General features: G+C 73.4%; 13 protein-coding genes and 1 pseudogene. 7 read left to right on the top strand and 7 right to left on the bottom strand.

Going from position 1 to position 14,325, the window contains the following annotated elements; all coding sequences use genetic code 11:
* Positions 1-473: 473 nt before the first annotated feature.
* The 3 genes and pseudogenes from ACSURM_RS22930 to ACSURM_RS22940 all read right to left on the bottom strand — a co-directional run bounded on the left by ACSURM_RS22930 (position 474) and on the right by ACSURM_RS22940 (position 2,994).
* Positions 474-1,242: pseudogene (locus tag ACSURM_RS22930) on the bottom strand (transposase).
* 238 nt (positions 1,243-1,480) lie between these two features.
* The gene (locus tag ACSURM_RS22935) at positions 1,481-1,903 is read right to left on the bottom strand and encodes a very short patch repair endonuclease (protein ID WP_436957544.1); all 423 of its coding nucleotides are present in this window, start codon (positions 1,901-1,903) and stop codon (positions 1,481-1,483) included.
* 77 nt (positions 1,904-1,980) lie between these two features.
* Complete coding sequence (locus tag ACSURM_RS22940) at positions 1,981-2,994, bottom strand: hypothetical protein (protein ID WP_436957545.1); 1,014 nt, start codon at positions 2,992-2,994, stop codon at positions 1,981-1,983.
* A gap of 420 nt (positions 2,995-3,414) precedes the next feature.
* On the opposite strand from ACSURM_RS22940, the gene ACSURM_RS22945 reads away from it, so the two are divergent.
* Both ACSURM_RS22945 and ACSURM_RS22950 read left to right on the top strand, forming a co-directional pair.
* Complete coding sequence (locus ACSURM_RS22945; RefSeq protein WP_436961168.1) at positions 3,415-4,350, top strand: permease; 936 nt, start codon at positions 3,415-3,417, stop codon at positions 4,348-4,350.
* Entirely contained in the window at positions 4,347-5,081 is a 735-nt protein-coding gene (locus tag ACSURM_RS22950) for a TIGR03943 family putative permease subunit (protein ID WP_436957546.1), read from the top strand. The genes ACSURM_RS22945 and ACSURM_RS22950 overlap by 4 nt, the downstream gene beginning before the upstream one ends.
* Positions 5,082-5,117: 36 nt before the next feature.
* On the opposite strand, the gene ACSURM_RS22955 is transcribed toward ACSURM_RS22950, so the two are convergent.
* Entirely contained in the window at positions 5,118-6,005 is an 888-nt protein-coding gene (locus ACSURM_RS22955) for an LAETG motif-containing sortase-dependent surface protein (RefSeq protein ID WP_436957548.1), read from the bottom strand.
* 104 nt (positions 6,006-6,109) lie between these two features.
* Positions 6,110-7,582, bottom strand: coding sequence for a glycoside hydrolase (locus ACSURM_RS22960; RefSeq protein WP_436957549.1), 1,473 nt, complete (start codon positions 7,580-7,582; stop codon positions 6,110-6,112).
* Between the two features lie 241 nt (positions 7,583-7,823).
* Between ACSURM_RS22960 and ACSURM_RS22965 the strand changes: the two genes are divergently transcribed.
* A complete protein-coding gene (locus ACSURM_RS22965; protein ID WP_436957550.1) occupies positions 7,824-8,645 on the top strand; it encodes a class E sortase in 822 nt (273 codons plus the stop codon).
* Positions 8,646-8,661: 16 nt separating this feature from the next.
* On the opposite strand, the gene ACSURM_RS22970 is transcribed toward ACSURM_RS22965, so the two are convergent.
* Positions 8,662-10,053, bottom strand: coding sequence for an MFS transporter (locus ACSURM_RS22970; RefSeq protein ID WP_436957552.1), 1,392 nt, complete (start codon positions 10,051-10,053; stop codon positions 8,662-8,664).
* 159 nt (positions 10,054-10,212) lie between these two features.
* Between ACSURM_RS22970 and ACSURM_RS22975 the strand changes: the two genes are divergently transcribed.
* The 4 genes from ACSURM_RS22975 (at position 10,213) to ACSURM_RS22990 (ending at position 13,122) form a co-directional block, all read left to right on the top strand.
* Positions 10,213-10,752, top strand: coding sequence for a winged helix-turn-helix transcriptional regulator (locus ACSURM_RS22975; RefSeq protein ID WP_436957554.1), 540 nt, complete (start codon positions 10,213-10,215; stop codon positions 10,750-10,752).
* Positions 10,753-10,799: 47 nt separating this feature from the next.
* A complete protein-coding gene (locus tag ACSURM_RS22980; RefSeq protein ID WP_436957555.1) occupies positions 10,800-11,126 on the top strand; it encodes a DUF6412 domain-containing protein in 327 nt (108 codons plus the stop codon).
* Positions 11,127-11,415: 289 nt separating this feature from the next.
* On the top strand, positions 11,416-12,126 hold the full coding sequence (locus ACSURM_RS22985; RefSeq protein WP_436957556.1) for a YidC/Oxa1 family membrane protein insertase: 711 nt from the start codon (positions 11,416-11,418) through the stop codon (positions 12,124-12,126).
* A 138-nt stretch (positions 12,127-12,264) separates the two neighbouring features.
* Entirely contained in the window at positions 12,265-13,122 is an 858-nt protein-coding gene (locus tag ACSURM_RS22990; protein WP_436957558.1) for a fumarylacetoacetate hydrolase family protein, read from the top strand.
* A 257-nt stretch (positions 13,123-13,379) separates the two neighbouring features.
* On the opposite strand, the gene ACSURM_RS22995 is transcribed toward ACSURM_RS22990, so the two are convergent.
* Entirely contained in the window at positions 13,380-14,246 is an 867-nt protein-coding gene (locus ACSURM_RS22995) for an LLM class F420-dependent oxidoreductase (protein ID WP_436957559.1), read from the bottom strand.
* Positions 14,247-14,325: the final 79 nt, after the last annotated feature.

Genomic DNA, 14,325 nt, shown 5'->3' on the forward strand with positions numbered 1-14,325 from the left:
TCTCTTTACATTGCCAAAGACTCCCGCACCGCTCTGACCAACGACCGCGCAGGCATGTAACTGGAAAACGCCGATGGCCTATGGCGCAAGTGACGCTGCGCTCGAGGTCGGCGAAAGCGAGAGGTCGCCCGACAGGTATGTCCCAAATCGGTCGGACTGGTCATGGGTCGGCTTCGGCCAGCAGCATGCACTCAGATCGAACCGACCTGGCTCCGTCACTATTTTGGTTCCGCTCGTTGATCTGTTCCGTGGTTGTTGGCGTCAGCGTTTCTGGGCGAACAGGAGCACACCGCCCACTTTGCCGATCAGTGTGGCGCCCAGACACGCTGGGGCTCTTGTGGTACTTCGCAGAAGGAAGCAGCGATCTCATTGGCGAAGAAGCGCCTTGGTGTACGACCAGATAACCGGCGGATACCCTAAACGTCATTCCGTGAATGATCTACGTCGGGGTGGTTGACCAGCGTCGTCGCGTCTTAGCCGGCCAGTGTGAGGTTGTGTAGGCGGGCGATGCCGAGCATGGTGTGGTGGACACCGTCGCCTTTCAGGCGGCAGTCGCGGAGGATTTTCCAGGTCTTCATGCGAGCGAAGGCGTGCTTGATGCGGGCGCGGGCCTTGCGGTGTGAGCGGTTGGGCTCTTCTTTCCAACCTGGCAGTTCGGCTTGCCCGGGTTGCGGCGGTGCGGGATGACCAGGCCGGTGCCGCGGTAGCCGCCGTCGGCGATCACGGTGGCGGGGCCGATGGCGTCTTTCACTCCGGAGATATCCCATGCCTTGCAGTCGTTGCGGTTGCCGGTGACCGGTCGGCCGACGGCGACGACGAGCCGGGTGTCGGCGTCGATGAGACCTGGTGGTTGGTGGAGTACCGGTAGTTCCTGGACTGCTCGGCGATGATGTGGTCGCGGGTGGGGGCCAGAGTTTTGTCCACGATCAGTACGGTGTCCTTGCGGAACCGTTTGCGGTGCCGGAGTGCGAGCGACGGGCCGAGGTGGTCGATGATGCGGTCCGTGACGGACTTCGACACCCCGAACAGCGGCGCCAGTTGCCGCAGGGTGAGGTTCGCGCGCCAGTACGCGGCGACCAGCAGGACCCGGTCTGGAAACGGCAGGCTCCAGGGCCGACCCTTGCGGACCGGGTCGGCACCTTCGCGTCGCAGCGCGGCGACCAGCCTGCCGGACTGCTGCGGGCTCAGTTCGGTGAACGGGGTTATCCAGGAAAGCTCCGACGCCGTGATCACACGAGTCACAGCAAGATCATCTCACCTGCGGCCAGCGGTTACGGAACAACGCTTAGTGTCAACGAACATGTCTTTACGCGGGCTTACGGCAGCGTCACGGACGAGCGCGGCGTAACCCGACGTGTACTCCAAGCGCTCGCTCTCGCTTGGGCACCCGCCTTCGCTGGCGGTATGCCGGGACGTTTATGCGGTGCAATTCCTCGTGCATGGTTTCCTCTTCGACGGCCCGCGACACCGCGACCGCCCGTCACTCGCGGCCGGCCCTCGCTCGGCGAGCCCTGACGTGAGCGACCACGCGGGCCGCGGCCTCGATCGGGTCCTCGTGCTCCCAGACCCGCACGGCCAGCCAACCGGCGGACGCCAGCCGCTCGTCCGTGTCCGTGTCCCGTCGGCGATTGCCCTCGATTTTGGTGCGCCAGAAGTCGGCATTGGTCTTGGGCCAGGTCGCGTGTTCCGGGCAGCCGTGCCAGAAGCAGCCGTCGACGAACACGGCAACCTTCGCCGGGCCGAAGAGGACATCGGCTTCGCGGCGTACGCCCTTGAGCGGCTTGCGATGGACGCGGTATCTGAGCCCTGCCGCATGCAGGGCACGCCGCAGGGCCATCTCGACTTCCGTGTTCCGGCTCTTCTGTCGGCTCATCCGGGCACGGGTCTCGGGGGTGGTGTCCACGGTTGGTCGTTCTCTCGTTCCCGCCGGGAGTGACGCCGGAGAACCGCCGGCCCTCGGCGTACGTCCCTTCTGTCGGCCTATGCTCCGTGACACTCCCCATAGTGCCGTCCCGCCCCACACCAACACCCCGCCCCCTTCCCCGGAGGCCAAGCCACTGCCCGCCCGCGGGCCGCAAGGGTGGTGGCGTACTGGGGAAGCAGGGTGGGGTCGGTGGGGGACGTGGCCTCCGAGGCTGCGAAGGCCTCGTAGGACGGGACCGTGCCGGTCACGATGCCCAGGTTGGGTGTGCCCGAGGAGGCCAGTTCGCGCAAGGAGGACTCTATGGTCGCCAAGTGCTCGGAGTGGGAGGGGTACTCCGTGGACAGCGTGGGGTACGCCGTGAGGAGTTCCTCCAGTTCCGGGGCGGGCCAGTGCAGGACCGCCACCGGGAACGGGCGGGACAGGGCCGCTCGGTAGGCGCCCAGTTCCGCGCGCAGGCGGGAGATCTCCGCCTCCAGCTCCGCCGGGTTGTCCGAGCCCAGTGACCACACCCGTTTCGGGTCGTGGAGTTCGTCGAGGGAGACCGGGCCCGTGTGCAGGGTGTCCGCCAGGGTGTCCCAGTCGTCGTGCGGCAGGCCCAGCATGCGGCGGACGCGGTGGCGGCCGTGGAGGAGGGGGTGGGTGGAGGGCAGGGGCGCTTCCGCCGGGCCCGGGATCAGCAGGCGGGCTCCCTCCGTGAACGTCTCGGCCGCCGCCTCCAGCTCGTCGTGCGATTCCAGGGCCTCCGCCGCGATCACCCAGGGCGCCGGGTCCCGGGGGGCCGTCGTGCGGATGCCCTCGATGATCGCCCTCGCCTCGGCCTCGTGGCCGTACTCCCACAGGTTCGAGGCCTTCAGGGCGCGGACCAGGGCCGGGTTGGCCAACTCCGCTGACGACGACAGCAGGCGGTCGTAGAGCGTGGTGGCGGCGGGGCGGTCGCCGGACAGCTCCAGGTGGGCCGCCGCCCGCAGCAGGAGGGGCTCGGCGTCCTCCGGGTACAGTCCGGCGGTCCGCTCCAGGCGGGCCGCCTCGGTGGCGTGGTCGACATTCTCGGCAGGCGTGTCGGGGCGCATGGGGGACACCGTACTGCCGGGCGCCGGTGAACGTGAGGCGCGCAGGGGCCACGTACGGGCCGCCGTGGCCGACCGCTATCTTCGGGCGGGCGGACTCAGGGGCCACCGGGGCCCGGGAAGACAGGGGGCCGGCGCGTGCGGGAGATGGGCGGGGTGGTCCCGGTACCGGAGCAGCGGGGCTCCGGGGAGGGAGAGCGGGGGCGGGGCCTTGGGGAGGGCAGTCCGTCGGGTGGCCTCGCCGGCCTTCGTGCGGTGCCCGCGCCCGTCCCGGCAACTCCGGCCCGCACAACTCCGGCCCGCACAACGCCGACCCATCAGACGTCGGCCGCTGACGCGCCGACCGCCGGGGACCCGGCCTCCGACACCCCGGCCTCCGACACCCCGCTCCCCCGGACGCTCGCCCCGCCCCCCTTCTGGCCCCTGCTGCTCCTCGGTGCCGCCGTGGTTCCCGGGGTCGTCGTCTTTCTGCTCGGGCGGTGGGGGGACGCCCCGGCCGTGCAGGCCTGGCGGACCGTGTGTCTCGCCGTGACCGTGCAGGCGCTGCCGTTCCTGGTGCTGGGTACCGCGCTGTCCGGGGCGATCAACGCCTTCGTGCCGGAGAGCGTGTTCCGCCGTGTCCTGCCGCGCCGGCCCGCGCTCGCCGTGCCGGTGGCCGGTGTCGCGGGGGTCGTGCTGCCCGGGTGCGAGTGTGCCTCCGTGCCGGTCGCCGGCAGCCTCATCGGCCGGGGCGTCACCCCGGCCGCCGCCTTCGCGTTCCTGCTCTCCGCGCCCGCCGTCAACCCGGTCGTGCTGACCGCCACCGCGATCGCGTTCCCCGGGAATCCCGCCATGGTGCTCGCCCGGCTGCTCGCCTCCCTCGCCACCGCCGTCGTCATGGGCTGGCTGTGGCTGCGGTTCGGGCGGGACGAGTGGCTGCGGCCCGCCGTACGGCACACCGGGCACCGGGCGGGACACAGCCGGTGGGAGGAGTTCCGGCGCGGGTTCCAGCACGACTTCCTGCACGCCGGCGGGTTCCTGGTGGTCGGCGCCATGGCCGCGGCCACCTTCAACGTCACCGTCCCGGGCTCCGTGCTCGACGCCTTCTCCGCCTCGCCCTGGCTGTCCGTGCTGTTCCTCGCCGCCCTCGCCATCGTGCTCGCGGTGTGCTCCGAGGCCGACGCCTTCCTGGCCGCCTCGCTGACCGGGTTCCCGCCCGCGGCCCGGCTGGCGTTCATGGTGGTGGGGCCGATGGTCGACCTGAAGCTCATCGCCCTCCAGGCGGGAACCTTCGGGCGGGCCTTCGCGCTACGGTTCTCCGCCGCGACCGCGGTCGTCGCCGTCGTGTGCTCGGTGCTGGCCGGAGGGGCGCTGCTGTGAGGCGGTCGCTCCAGGCGGTGCCGCTCGTGCTGTGCGGGCTCGGGCTGCTGCACGTCTCCCTGGTCACGGACCTGTACCTGCGCTACGTCAAGGAGGGCATGCGGCCCCTGCTCGTCGCCACCGGGGCCGTGCTGCTCCTGCTGGGACTCGCGAGCGCCGTCCTCGACAGAGGACCCGGCAGAGGAACGCACAACGGTGACGGACACGGGCACTCCGGTACGCCCAAGGTCGCCTGGCTGCTGCTCCTGCCCGCCCTCAGCCTGCTCTGCTACGCCCCGCCCGCCCTCGGCGCCTACACCGCGGCCCGGCAGTCGGCGAAGCCCGTCGTCCACCGCGACGACTTCGAGCCGCTGCCGCGCACCTCGCCCCTGCCCATGACCCTCTCCGACTTCACCAGCCGGGTGCGGGAGGACCGCGGTCAGGCCGTCAAGGGGCGCGTGGTCCGGATGACCGGCTTCGTGACCCCCCGGGACGGCGACGGCTGGGACCTGACCCGGCTCGTCCTCAACTGCTGCGCCGCCGACGCCCAGTCGGTCAAGGTGCGGGTCCACGGCGGGCCCGTGCCGCCCGCCGACACCTGGGTGACGGTCACCGGGACCTGGCACCCCGGCGGGACGCTCGGCACCGCGTCCGCGCCGGTCGCGCTGGACGCCCGTACGGTCACCGAGGTCCCCCGGCCGACGAACGGCTACCAGGACGCCCTGCCGCCGGGGGAAACGGCCGTACGGTGACACCGGCGCGCGGTCACCCCGGCGCCGGCCGGTGCGTCAGCCCCTGCGGCGGCGGGCGAACACCACCGCCGCGGCGCCCAGTACGGCCAGGCCGGCGGCCGCCGCGGCGAGCGGGAGGGTGGCGTCCGAGCCGCCGGTCGCGGCCAGCTCACCGCCCGTGGCGGAGGGGACGGACGCGGGGACGGGGGCGGCCGACGTCGTCGAGGTGGGGGACGGGGACGCCGTGGGGTGCGCGGAGGTCGGGGTGGACGTCGGCGTGGACGTCGGGGCGGGGGAGGTCTGGGACGCGGTCGGCGTGGGCCGGGCGGAGCTCGGGGTCGGCTTGGGGCCGGGGGTCGCGCGCCGGATGTCGAACCGGCCGGATCCGATGCCGTCGGCCACGCATTCCACCTCCTTGCCGGTGTCCGGGAAGCGGTACACGTCCGCGAAGGCGCCCAGGAAGGAGAACTCGGTGTCGCCGAGCGACGCCGGTACGTCCTTGATCACCCGTATCCGCAGGTCGTAGGAGCGGGTCCGGCCGGACGGCAGCGGGGTGGAGTCGATGGTGTCGGTGCCGTTCACCGGCTGCCAGGAGCCGTCCGCCGCGCGCACCTCCACCTTCACGAACCTGGTCAGGTTCTGGAGCTCCGGGTCCTCGGTCTGGAGCCAGGCGTAGGCGCGCACGCCCACCTCCGGCAGGTCCCGCCTGCCCAGGTTGGTCACGGAGCCCTTGGCCGGGGCCCACTCGCCGCCCGGCACCAGTTCGTCGGCGGCGATGTCGAACGACGCCTTCAGATCGCGCTGTTCGTAGTCGCCGAACGCGGTCGACACGTCGGTGCAGGCGGGCAGCGAGTTCAGGCCCCCCTCCGCCGCCCCGGCGGCGGGCGTGCCGGCGAGCAGGGCGACGGAGGCGGCGGCCGCGACCACGGCCGGACGGTACTTCATGGAAGCGGTCCTCACGGTGTGACGAGTGCGTCGATCGGTTGCTTGGCGTACACCTTGAGGACTGGCCGGTGATGCCCAGGGTTGTACGGCGGGCGCCGCGGGAGTTACCCGGTGACGCCGTCGATCTGGAGGGTCTGGACCGACTTCGGCGCGAACGGGACGGACACCGACGTGCCGTTCAGGCGGGTGTCGGAGTGGGGTGCGTAGCGGTCGCCGCCCGTCGTGACCGTGTTCCAGCGGGGGACCAGGCCGCCCGGGCCGCCGGTGACGGTGGTGAAGCGGGACAGGTCGAAGGTGAGGGTCTGGGCGGTGGCGGAGGTGTTGGCGGCGACGATCACCAGGCGTTTCGCCGGCCGGTCCAGGGCCGCCGCCGCATAGCTCACGCCGGTGTCCAGGATCGTCATGCCGGGGCGGATGTGCCGGGTGAACTGGGCGAGGACGTAGTACTTCGTCTGCACCGCGCCCGGCTGCCGGGTGGCCGGGTCGTAGGCGATCGCCGCCCAGCCCGCGCTGGGGTCCATCACCTGCCAGTACACCCAGGCCGTGGGGTGCAGCCAGCGGAAGTCGTAGAGCAGGTTGCTCGCCGTCGTCAGACCGGTGGCGTCGCTGTCGCCGGTCTCGGAGTTCCACAGGGCCTTGCGGCCGGTGGTCACCACGTCCGTGTACAGCAGGTCGCGGCGGCCCCCGGAGCCCTGGTAGCCGTGCACGTTGACCCGGTCGACGTACCCCTTGACCGTGCCGGAAAAGGAGTTCCAGGTGGTGCGGGCCAGGTCGTAGCCGGTCTCGTCGGACGCGGCGATCCGGGTGCCGGTCAGGCCACGCTTGTCCAGCTCGGAGCGCAGGTACGGCAGTACGGCCGCCTGGGTGGCGGCGCCGATGTGGCAGCCCTCCTGGGTGCCGGTCGCGGTCCACCAGGACGAGGAGGGCTCGTTGAAGGGCTCCACCGTCGCGAAGTCCACGCCCCAGTGCTGCCGGGCGTACAGGGCGACGGCGGCCAGGTGGGCCGCGTGCTGTCGGTGGTTCCAGGACTGGAGGTTGTCGCCGCCGTCGGCCGCGCCGGACGGGTTGTGGTTGGAACACATCCACCACATGGGGGAGTTGGCGAACAGCTCCGAGACCGCGCCGCGCCGGGTGGCCTTCACGAGCATGGCCCGCTGGGCGGCGTCCGCCGTCCACTTCCAGGCCGCGGAGGCCGGGTCCTCGTTCGTCCAGTCCTGCCAGTAGCCCTCGATCTGCTTGAAGGAGGGGATGTTCGGGGAGACGGCCATTGTCGTGCCGCCCACGCTGTTCCAGCCGCACGCACCCAGGTTGTAGCGGGCGATGTTCAGGCCGAGGCCGGGCAGTGAGGTGCCGTTGTACGTCGTGCTCCTGGTCGTGAAGAAGAGGTCGGCGAAGTCGTCCCGGTTGCCGAAGACGTTCGCCCACCAGGCCAGGGAGGTGCCCCAGCCCTCCCAGGTGCCGTACGACGCCGAGGGGTCGACGGCGATCGTCGCGTCCGCCCGGGCCGTGCCCGTGGCCAGTGCGCTGCCGAGCAGGCCGCCGCCCGCGGCGGCCAGCAGTGTTCTGCGTCGGATCATGGGTGCGTTCGCTGCCTCTCCATGCGGCTGCGGCACCGCGTCCTGGAAGCGGTGCCGCCTCGTCCCCCCGGCATGCCACCACGAAGCATCGGGGCTGCCGGACGGCGTTGTCGAGAGTTGTGACGGCCCTTTCCCAAAGCCCTTTCTCAAACCCGTGGAAAAAGGCGATCGGCCCGATGGCTCTGGCCGGTCGAGGGCGCCGGGCCTATCGTGCGGGCGGCTTCCGGTGGAGGTGGGGCGGATGCGGGCCGCTGCGGGTGTACGGGTCGTGGGGCACGGGGACCGGCGCCGGCGTGCCTTGGGCAGGCGGGTGCTGTGGGGCGGGGGCGAGCTGCTGGTGACGGCCGGGCTGGTCCTGCTGTTGCTGGTCGCGCACCAGATGTGGTGGACCAACCGGGAGGCCCGGCGCGGCGCCGAGCGCGCGGTGGCGGCGCTGGAGCTGCAGTGGGAACAGGAGGGGGAGAGGGAGCGGGGCGAGGGTGCGGCGGCCGGGCTCGGCGGTGGCCCTTCCGGCGGTGCCGTCACGGCTCCGGGCACGGACGCGGCCACGGACCCGGCCACGGGCGCGGACCCGGCCCGACCCCGAACCTCCCCCGCGTCCCCGCCCCGCCGCTCCCGGGCGTACGCCGTCCTCGGCATCCCCCGGCTGGGGCTGCGCGTCCCCGTCGCGGAGGGCGTGGACCGGGCGGAGGTGCTGAACAAGGGGTACGCCGGTCATTACCCCGGCACCCAGCAGCCGGGCCAGGCCGGGAACTTCGCGCTCGCCGGGCACCGCAACACCCACGGCGAGCCCTTCCGGTACCTGCCCCGGCTGCGGCGCGGGGACACCGTCGTGGTGCAGACGCGTTCGGCGACGTACACCTACGGCGTCGACCGGGTCCTGCCGCGCACGACGGCCCGGGACGTGGGGGTCGTACGGCCCGTCCCGCGCTCGCTGGTCCGGCCCGGGTACGGGTACGACGAGCCGGGCCACTACCTCACCCTGACCACCTGCACCCCCGAGTTCACCTCCCGCTACCGGCTGGTGGTGTGGGCGAAGCTGCTGTCCGTGCGGCCCGGGTGAGCGCCCCGGGCGGGCCTCACGCGGCCTCCCGCGACACCAGCACGCCCACCGCGCCCGCCACCGCCAGCCCCGCCGACACCAGCAGGGCGAGGTCCGCGCCCCGGGCCAGGTCACCGGCCGACGTGGCGAGGGCGATGGTCAGGGCCACGCCCGCGCAGGAGCCGATGTAGCGGAAGGTCTGCTGGGCGCCGGAGCCCATCGCGGCCCGCTCGCGCGGCACCGACTCCACGGCGAGCAGCGGCAGCGCGCCGTTGAGCAGCCCGCTGCCGACCCCGCCGATGATCAGGCCGGGCAGCAGCCGGGGCCAGGAACCGGCGCCGACGGCACCGAGCATCGTCAGTACGGCGACCGCGTGCAGGGCGAAGCCGAGGGCGAGCTGGGTGCGCGGGGCGAGGCGGCCGGCCAGATGCCTGACCTGGAGGGCGACGGCGAAGCTCAGCCCGGCCCAGAGCAGGAACAGCCAGGCCGTGGCCAGGGGGGACAGGCGCAGGGCCTGCTGGAGCAGCGCCGGCAGATAGCTGAACACGCCGATCACGGCGAGACCGGTGAACAGGCCGCCCGCGGAGGAGGCCAGGAAGCGGGGCCGGCGCAGCAGCCCGAGGTCGATCATCGGGGTGGCGGCCCGGCGCTCCACCGCGGCGAAGGCGGCGACGAGCAGCACGGCCGCCGCGAGCAGCAGGCCGACCGGGGCGCGCAGCCAGCCGTCCCGGCCCAGGGTGAGGGCCGCGACCAGGGCGGCGAGCGCCACGCCGAAGGTGAGCGCGCCGAGCACGTCCGGCCGGCCGCCGCGCGGGGCGCGTGACTCGGTGAGGCCCCGGGCGCCGAGCGCGGCCACCACCAGCGCGGCGGCGCCCAGCAGGGCGTAGGCGAGCCGCCAGTCGGGCAGCGCGCCCGCGAGCAGCGGGCCCACGGCGATGCCGCCGCTGACGAACGCGCCCCACACCCCGGTGGCGTGCAGTCGGCCGCGCGGGCTGGGGAAGGCGTGCACGATCAGGCCGAGCGCGCTGGCCAGCAGGGCCGCGCTGGCCGCGCCCTGGGCGACCCGGACCAGGGTGAACTGCCAGGTCGACGTGGTCACCGCGGCGAGGGCGGTGGTGAGGCCGAGGCCCAGGGTGCCGGCCAGGAAGATCCGGCGGCGGCCGTGGTCGTCGGCGAGGCTGCCGGCCACCAGCAGCAGGGCGGCGAGGCCGAGCGGGGTGCCGTTCAGCAGCCAGGCCTGGGCGGACAGCGGGGTGCGCAGATCGCGCGCGGTGTCCGGCAGCGTGACCATCGGGGCGGTGTACGACATGAGGGCCACGGCGGTCGCGGCGCTGGTCAGGGCCAGGGTGGCGCGGGGGCGCGCGGGTGCTTCCCCGGGAGCGGCGGGGGAGTCGTCCAGTGGGGTGGTCGTGGAGTCGGGCCGGGGCATGGTCCGTCGTGTCCTTCCGGGGCCGGCGTCCGGTCCGGTCCGGCCCGGCGGAGCCCGTGCGTGTCGGTTCGGTCATTGAATCGACCTCGGTCGCCGTCACCGTAGCACTGTCGGTTCGTTCACTGAACCAATATGTCGTGCGCGGTTACAGTGGACGGCATGGCACTGGGCAAGGACTACGCGACGCAGGAGTGTTCGATCGCCCGCGCGCTGGAGGTCGTCGGCGAGCGCTGGACGCTGCTCGTGATCCGCGACGCGCTCTACGGCGTCCGGCGCTACAACGACTTCCTCGTCCACCTCGGCATCCCGCGCGCCGTCCTCTCCGACCGGCTGCGCACGCTCACCGAGCAGGGCATCCTCGAGAAGCGCCGGTACCAGGAGACGCCGCCGCGGGACGAGTACGTCGTCACCGAGCGCGGTACGGCCCTGTGGCCCGCGCTGCGCGCCCTGAGCCAGTGGGGGCGGGAGCACGCCGACGCCGGCCGGCTGCGGACCTTCCGGCACGCGGACTGCGGCGGGGACATCGGGCCGTACGGAACGTGCGCGGACTGCGGAACTTTCGTGCCGGTCGGCGACATCGTCATGCTGCCGGGGCCGGAACTGGACACCGCCCCCGCGGACCCGGTCAGCAGGGCGCTGCTGCGGCCGAAGCGGCTGCTGGAGCCCCTGGAGACCGAACCGGCGCGTCTGGCACACTGATCGGAGGCACGGCGTACGAAAGTACGCGGGAGAGAGGGGGAGTTGTGATGCGCGGCAGTGCGGTCGCCCCCCGCCCCCTCGCCTTCCTGCTCATCCTGGCGCAGTTGCCGCTGCTCCAGACCGCCCTCCTCGGCAGCGGCGGTCTCACCACCGCCGTCGCCCTCGCCGCGACCGCGACCGCCGCCGCGGCGCTCGCCGCCTGTGCCCTGCTGGCCGCGCGGCGCGTGCCCGTCGTGCCCCCGACCCGCGTGCGCACGGCCATCCGCGACCGGGCCCGCCGTACGGCCTTCCTGCCCCAGCGCGACCCCGACGCCCCCGGCCGGCGGCGCCCCAGGGCCCCCGGACACGCCGGACCGGCGACGACCGCCGCGTAGGGCACGTCCGCGCGGCCACGCCCGGCGCAACCCGTACGTCCCCGCGTCCGCGCACCCGTACCCCCGCGCACCCGCGCACCCGTACCCCCGCGCACCCGCGCATCCGTACGTCCGCGCACCCGTGAGGCCGTAGGGGCGCACGTCCGCGTATCCGCCGACGGTCGGTCCCGCGCGGCTCGTCATGCCGTTCCCCCGCCGAATCCCCCGATTCCCCGCCGGACCCCCGAGTCCGGCCGAATCCCTGATTCCGGATGCTCCCGGCACGACGAGACCCCCGGAGGGCTCACCCATGTCCGTCTTCGCCCGTCTGGTCGAGCACCTCGCCGACCTGCTGACCCCGCTCTTCCACGCCTCCGCGGCAGCCGCCGCGATCGTCCTGTTCACCGCGCTGGTACGGCTCCGGGTCCACCCGCTGTCCCGGGCCGCCGCGCGCGGCCGGCGTGCCCGTGCCGCGCTCCAGCCGGAGATCGACGCGCTGCGCGCCCGGCACTCCCGCGACCCCGAGCGGCTCCAGCGGGCGGTGCTCGAACTGCACGCCCGGGAGAAGGTGTCACCGCTCTCCGGCTGCCTGCCCGGCCTGCTCCAGCTGCCCGCCTTCTTCCTCCTCTACCACCTCTTCTCCAGCACCACGATCGGCGGCGAGCGCAACTCACTGCTGGACCACCGGCTGTTCTCGGCGCCGCTCGGCGGACGCTGGGCCGACGCGCTCGCCGACGGCGGGGCGTTCGGCCCGGCCGGGCTGGTCTACCTCGGCCTGTTCGCCCTCGTCGCGGCCGTCGCCACCGTCAACTACCGGCGCGCCCGGCGGACGATGGCCGCACAGCCCGCCCCGGCCGTCGGCGGCGACCAGGTGCCCGGCCTCGCCGCGGTCACCCGGGTGACCCCGTTCCTGTCCTTCTTCACCCTCGTCTCGGTGGCGTTCGTCCCGCTGGCCGCCGCGCTGTACATCGTCACCAGCACGGCGTGGAGCGCGGCGGAACAGGCCCTGCTGTACCGCTGAGCGGTGCCGGGCGTCCCGGTTACGGTCCAGTAGCTGAACAGGGTCTTGCGGACTGGACAAGGGAATTGGAGGATCGGCCAGTCCTTTCGATGGCTGCACCCATCGGCGGGGCGCCCGCGATCGAGGGAGAAGGTGACCATGAAGCTGCTGCGAGTCGGTACGGCCGGGGCCGAGCGCCCCGCACTGCTCGACGCCGAGGGGACCCTCCGGGACCTGTCAGGCCTCGTGGACGACATCGACGGCGCGCTCCTCGCCGACGAGGAGGTGCTCGCCCGGATCCGGGCGGCGGCCGGCACCGGCGAACTGCCCGCGCTGGACGCGGCCGGACTGCGGATCGGTCCCCCGCTCGCCCGCATCGGGAAGGTCGTGTGCATCGGGCTGAACTACCACGACCACGCCCGCGAGACGGGCGCCGAGCCGCCCGCCGAGCCGGTCGTCTTCCTCAAGGCGCCGGACACGGTGGTCGGGCCGGACGACACGGTGCTGGTGCCGCGCGGCTCGGTGAAGACGGACTGGGAGGTCGAACTCGCCGTCGTCATCGGCCGTACGGCCCGCTACCTGGACTCGGCGGAGGAGGCGCTCGCGCACGTCGCCGGCTACGCGGTGGCGCACGACGTCTCCGAGCGGGAGTTCCAGATCGAGCGGGGCGGGACCTGGGACAAGGGCAAGAACTGCGAGACGTTCAACCCGCTGGGCCCGTGGCTGGTGACGGCCGACGAGATCGCCGACCCGCAGGACCTGTCGCTGAAGCTGTGGGTGAACGGCGAGCTGAAGCAGGCCGGCACGACGGCCGAGCAGATCTTCCCCGTGGGCGAGGTCGTCCGCTACCTCAGCCGGTTCATGACCCTGTACCCCGGTGACGTCATCAACACGGGCACGCCGGCCGGGGTGGCGATGGGCGCGCCCGAGCCCAAGCCGTACCTGCGCGCCGGGGACGTGGTGGAACTGGAGATCGAGGGGCTCGGCCGCCAGCGGCAGGAACTGAAGGACGCGTAGCGGCTCCGCCGGGGAGCCGGGGACGACCGGGGAAGCCGGGAATCGCGGCAGTGGTCCTCGGCCGCACGCGGGTGCCGGGGCCGGCGGGCGGGCGGGCGTCGAGCCGGCGGGCGGTCATCGAGCCGGCGCCGAGGTCCTCGCCCGCGCGCGGGCCCCCGCCCGGCGACCGGCCCCGGCCGCGGGGGCGGGAACGGCCTCGCCCGGACACGCTGTCCGGGCCGGTCGCGCGGCTCCCGTACCCCCGTGATCCGGACCGGTCAGCCCAGGAGGGCGGCGAGGGCGCGCCATTCCTTCCTCGGGAGGACCTCGCCGACGTCCGGCGTCACCACCTGGAGGGCCACGTGGTCCGCGCCCGCCTCGTGGAAGGCGGTGACGTGCTCGCGGATCCGGGCCTCGTCGCCCCAGGCGAAGACCGCGTCGATGAGCCGGTCGCTGCCGCCGCCGGCGACGTCCTCCTCGGTGAAGCCCAGCCGCAGGAAGTTGTTGGTGTAGTTGGGCAGTTCCAGATAGCGGGACAGATAGGCGCGGGCCGTCTCCCGGGCGCGGCCCGGGTCGGTCTCCAGGACCACCTTCAGCTCGGGGGCCAGCAGCGGCCCCGCGCCCAGGATCTCCCGGGCCCGCTCGGTGTGCTCGGGCGTGGTCAGGTACGGGATGGCGCCGGCCGCGCGGTCCCGGGCCAGCTCCAGCATCCGGGGACCCAGCGCGGCCAGCACCCGCCGCTCGGCGGGCACGCCCGCCCGGTCCAGCTCGTCCAGGTACTCGACCATGGCCGCGTACGGGCGGCTGTAGTCCTTCACCAGCGGGCCGTGGCTCACCCCGAGGCCCAGCGCGAACCGGCCGGGGTGGGCGGTCTCCAGCTCGTCGAAGCCGGCCGCCGTGGTGGCGGCGTCCTGCTGCCAGACGCTCTGGATGCTGGTGCCGACGACGACACCGCGCGTGGCGCCGACGAGCGGGGCCGCGTGGTCCGCGGTGCTGTTGCCGCCCAGCCAGATCGCGCCGTATCCGAGTTCCTCCAGCTCGGCCGCGGCCTCGTCCAGCTCGCCGCGCCGGGCCGGGTCCTCGGAGCGCAGCTCGATGCTCCAGACGCCGTACCGGCCGACGCTCTCCTTCAGTGCGGTGGTCATCGGGTGGGATCCCTCCGGTGGTGGTCAGTGCCATGATCGTCAGGCCTTCGGTCCTGCCAACCGGAGGGCGACCCGGGTT

Source organism: Streptomyces sp. SudanB182_2057, from assembly GCF_964272715.1.
Taxonomy (GTDB): Bacteria; Actinomycetota; Actinomycetes; order Streptomycetales; family Streptomycetaceae; genus Streptomyces; species Streptomyces rubradiris.

Excerpts from the sequence above, each read along its gene's own strand:
- ACSURM_RS22965 (WP_436957550.1), top strand. The coding sequence starts at position 7,824 with ATGCGGGCCGCTGCGGGTGTACGGGTCGTGGGGCACGGGGACCGGCGC.
- ACSURM_RS22960 (WP_436957549.1), bottom strand. The coding sequence starts at position 7,582 with ATGATCCGACGCAGAACACTGCTGGCCGCCGCGGGCGGCGGCCTGCTC.
- ACSURM_RS22975 (WP_436957554.1), top strand. The coding sequence starts at position 10,213 with ATGGCACTGGGCAAGGACTACGCGACGCAGGAGTGTTCGATCGCCCGC.
- ACSURM_RS22940 (WP_436957545.1), bottom strand. The coding sequence starts at position 2,994 with ATGCGCCCCGACACGCCTGCCGAGAATGTCGACCACGCCACCGAGGCG.
- ACSURM_RS22995 (WP_436957559.1), bottom strand. The coding sequence starts at position 14,246 with ATGACCACCGCACTGAAGGAGAGCGTCGGCCGGTACGGCGTCTGGAGC.
- ACSURM_RS22985 (WP_436957556.1), top strand. The coding sequence starts at position 11,416 with ATGTCCGTCTTCGCCCGTCTGGTCGAGCACCTCGCCGACCTGCTGACC.
- ACSURM_RS22970 (WP_436957552.1), bottom strand. The coding sequence starts at position 10,053 with ATGCCCCGGCCCGACTCCACGACCACCCCACTGGACGACTCCCCCGCC.
- ACSURM_RS22990 (WP_436957558.1), top strand. The coding sequence starts at position 12,265 with ATGAAGCTGCTGCGAGTCGGTACGGCCGGGGCCGAGCGCCCCGCACTG.
- ACSURM_RS22955 (WP_436957548.1), bottom strand. The coding sequence starts at position 6,005 with ATGAAGTACCGTCCGGCCGTGGTCGCGGCCGCCGCCTCCGTCGCCCTG.
- ACSURM_RS22980 (WP_436957555.1), top strand. The coding sequence starts at position 10,800 with ATGCGCGGCAGTGCGGTCGCCCCCCGCCCCCTCGCCTTCCTGCTCATC.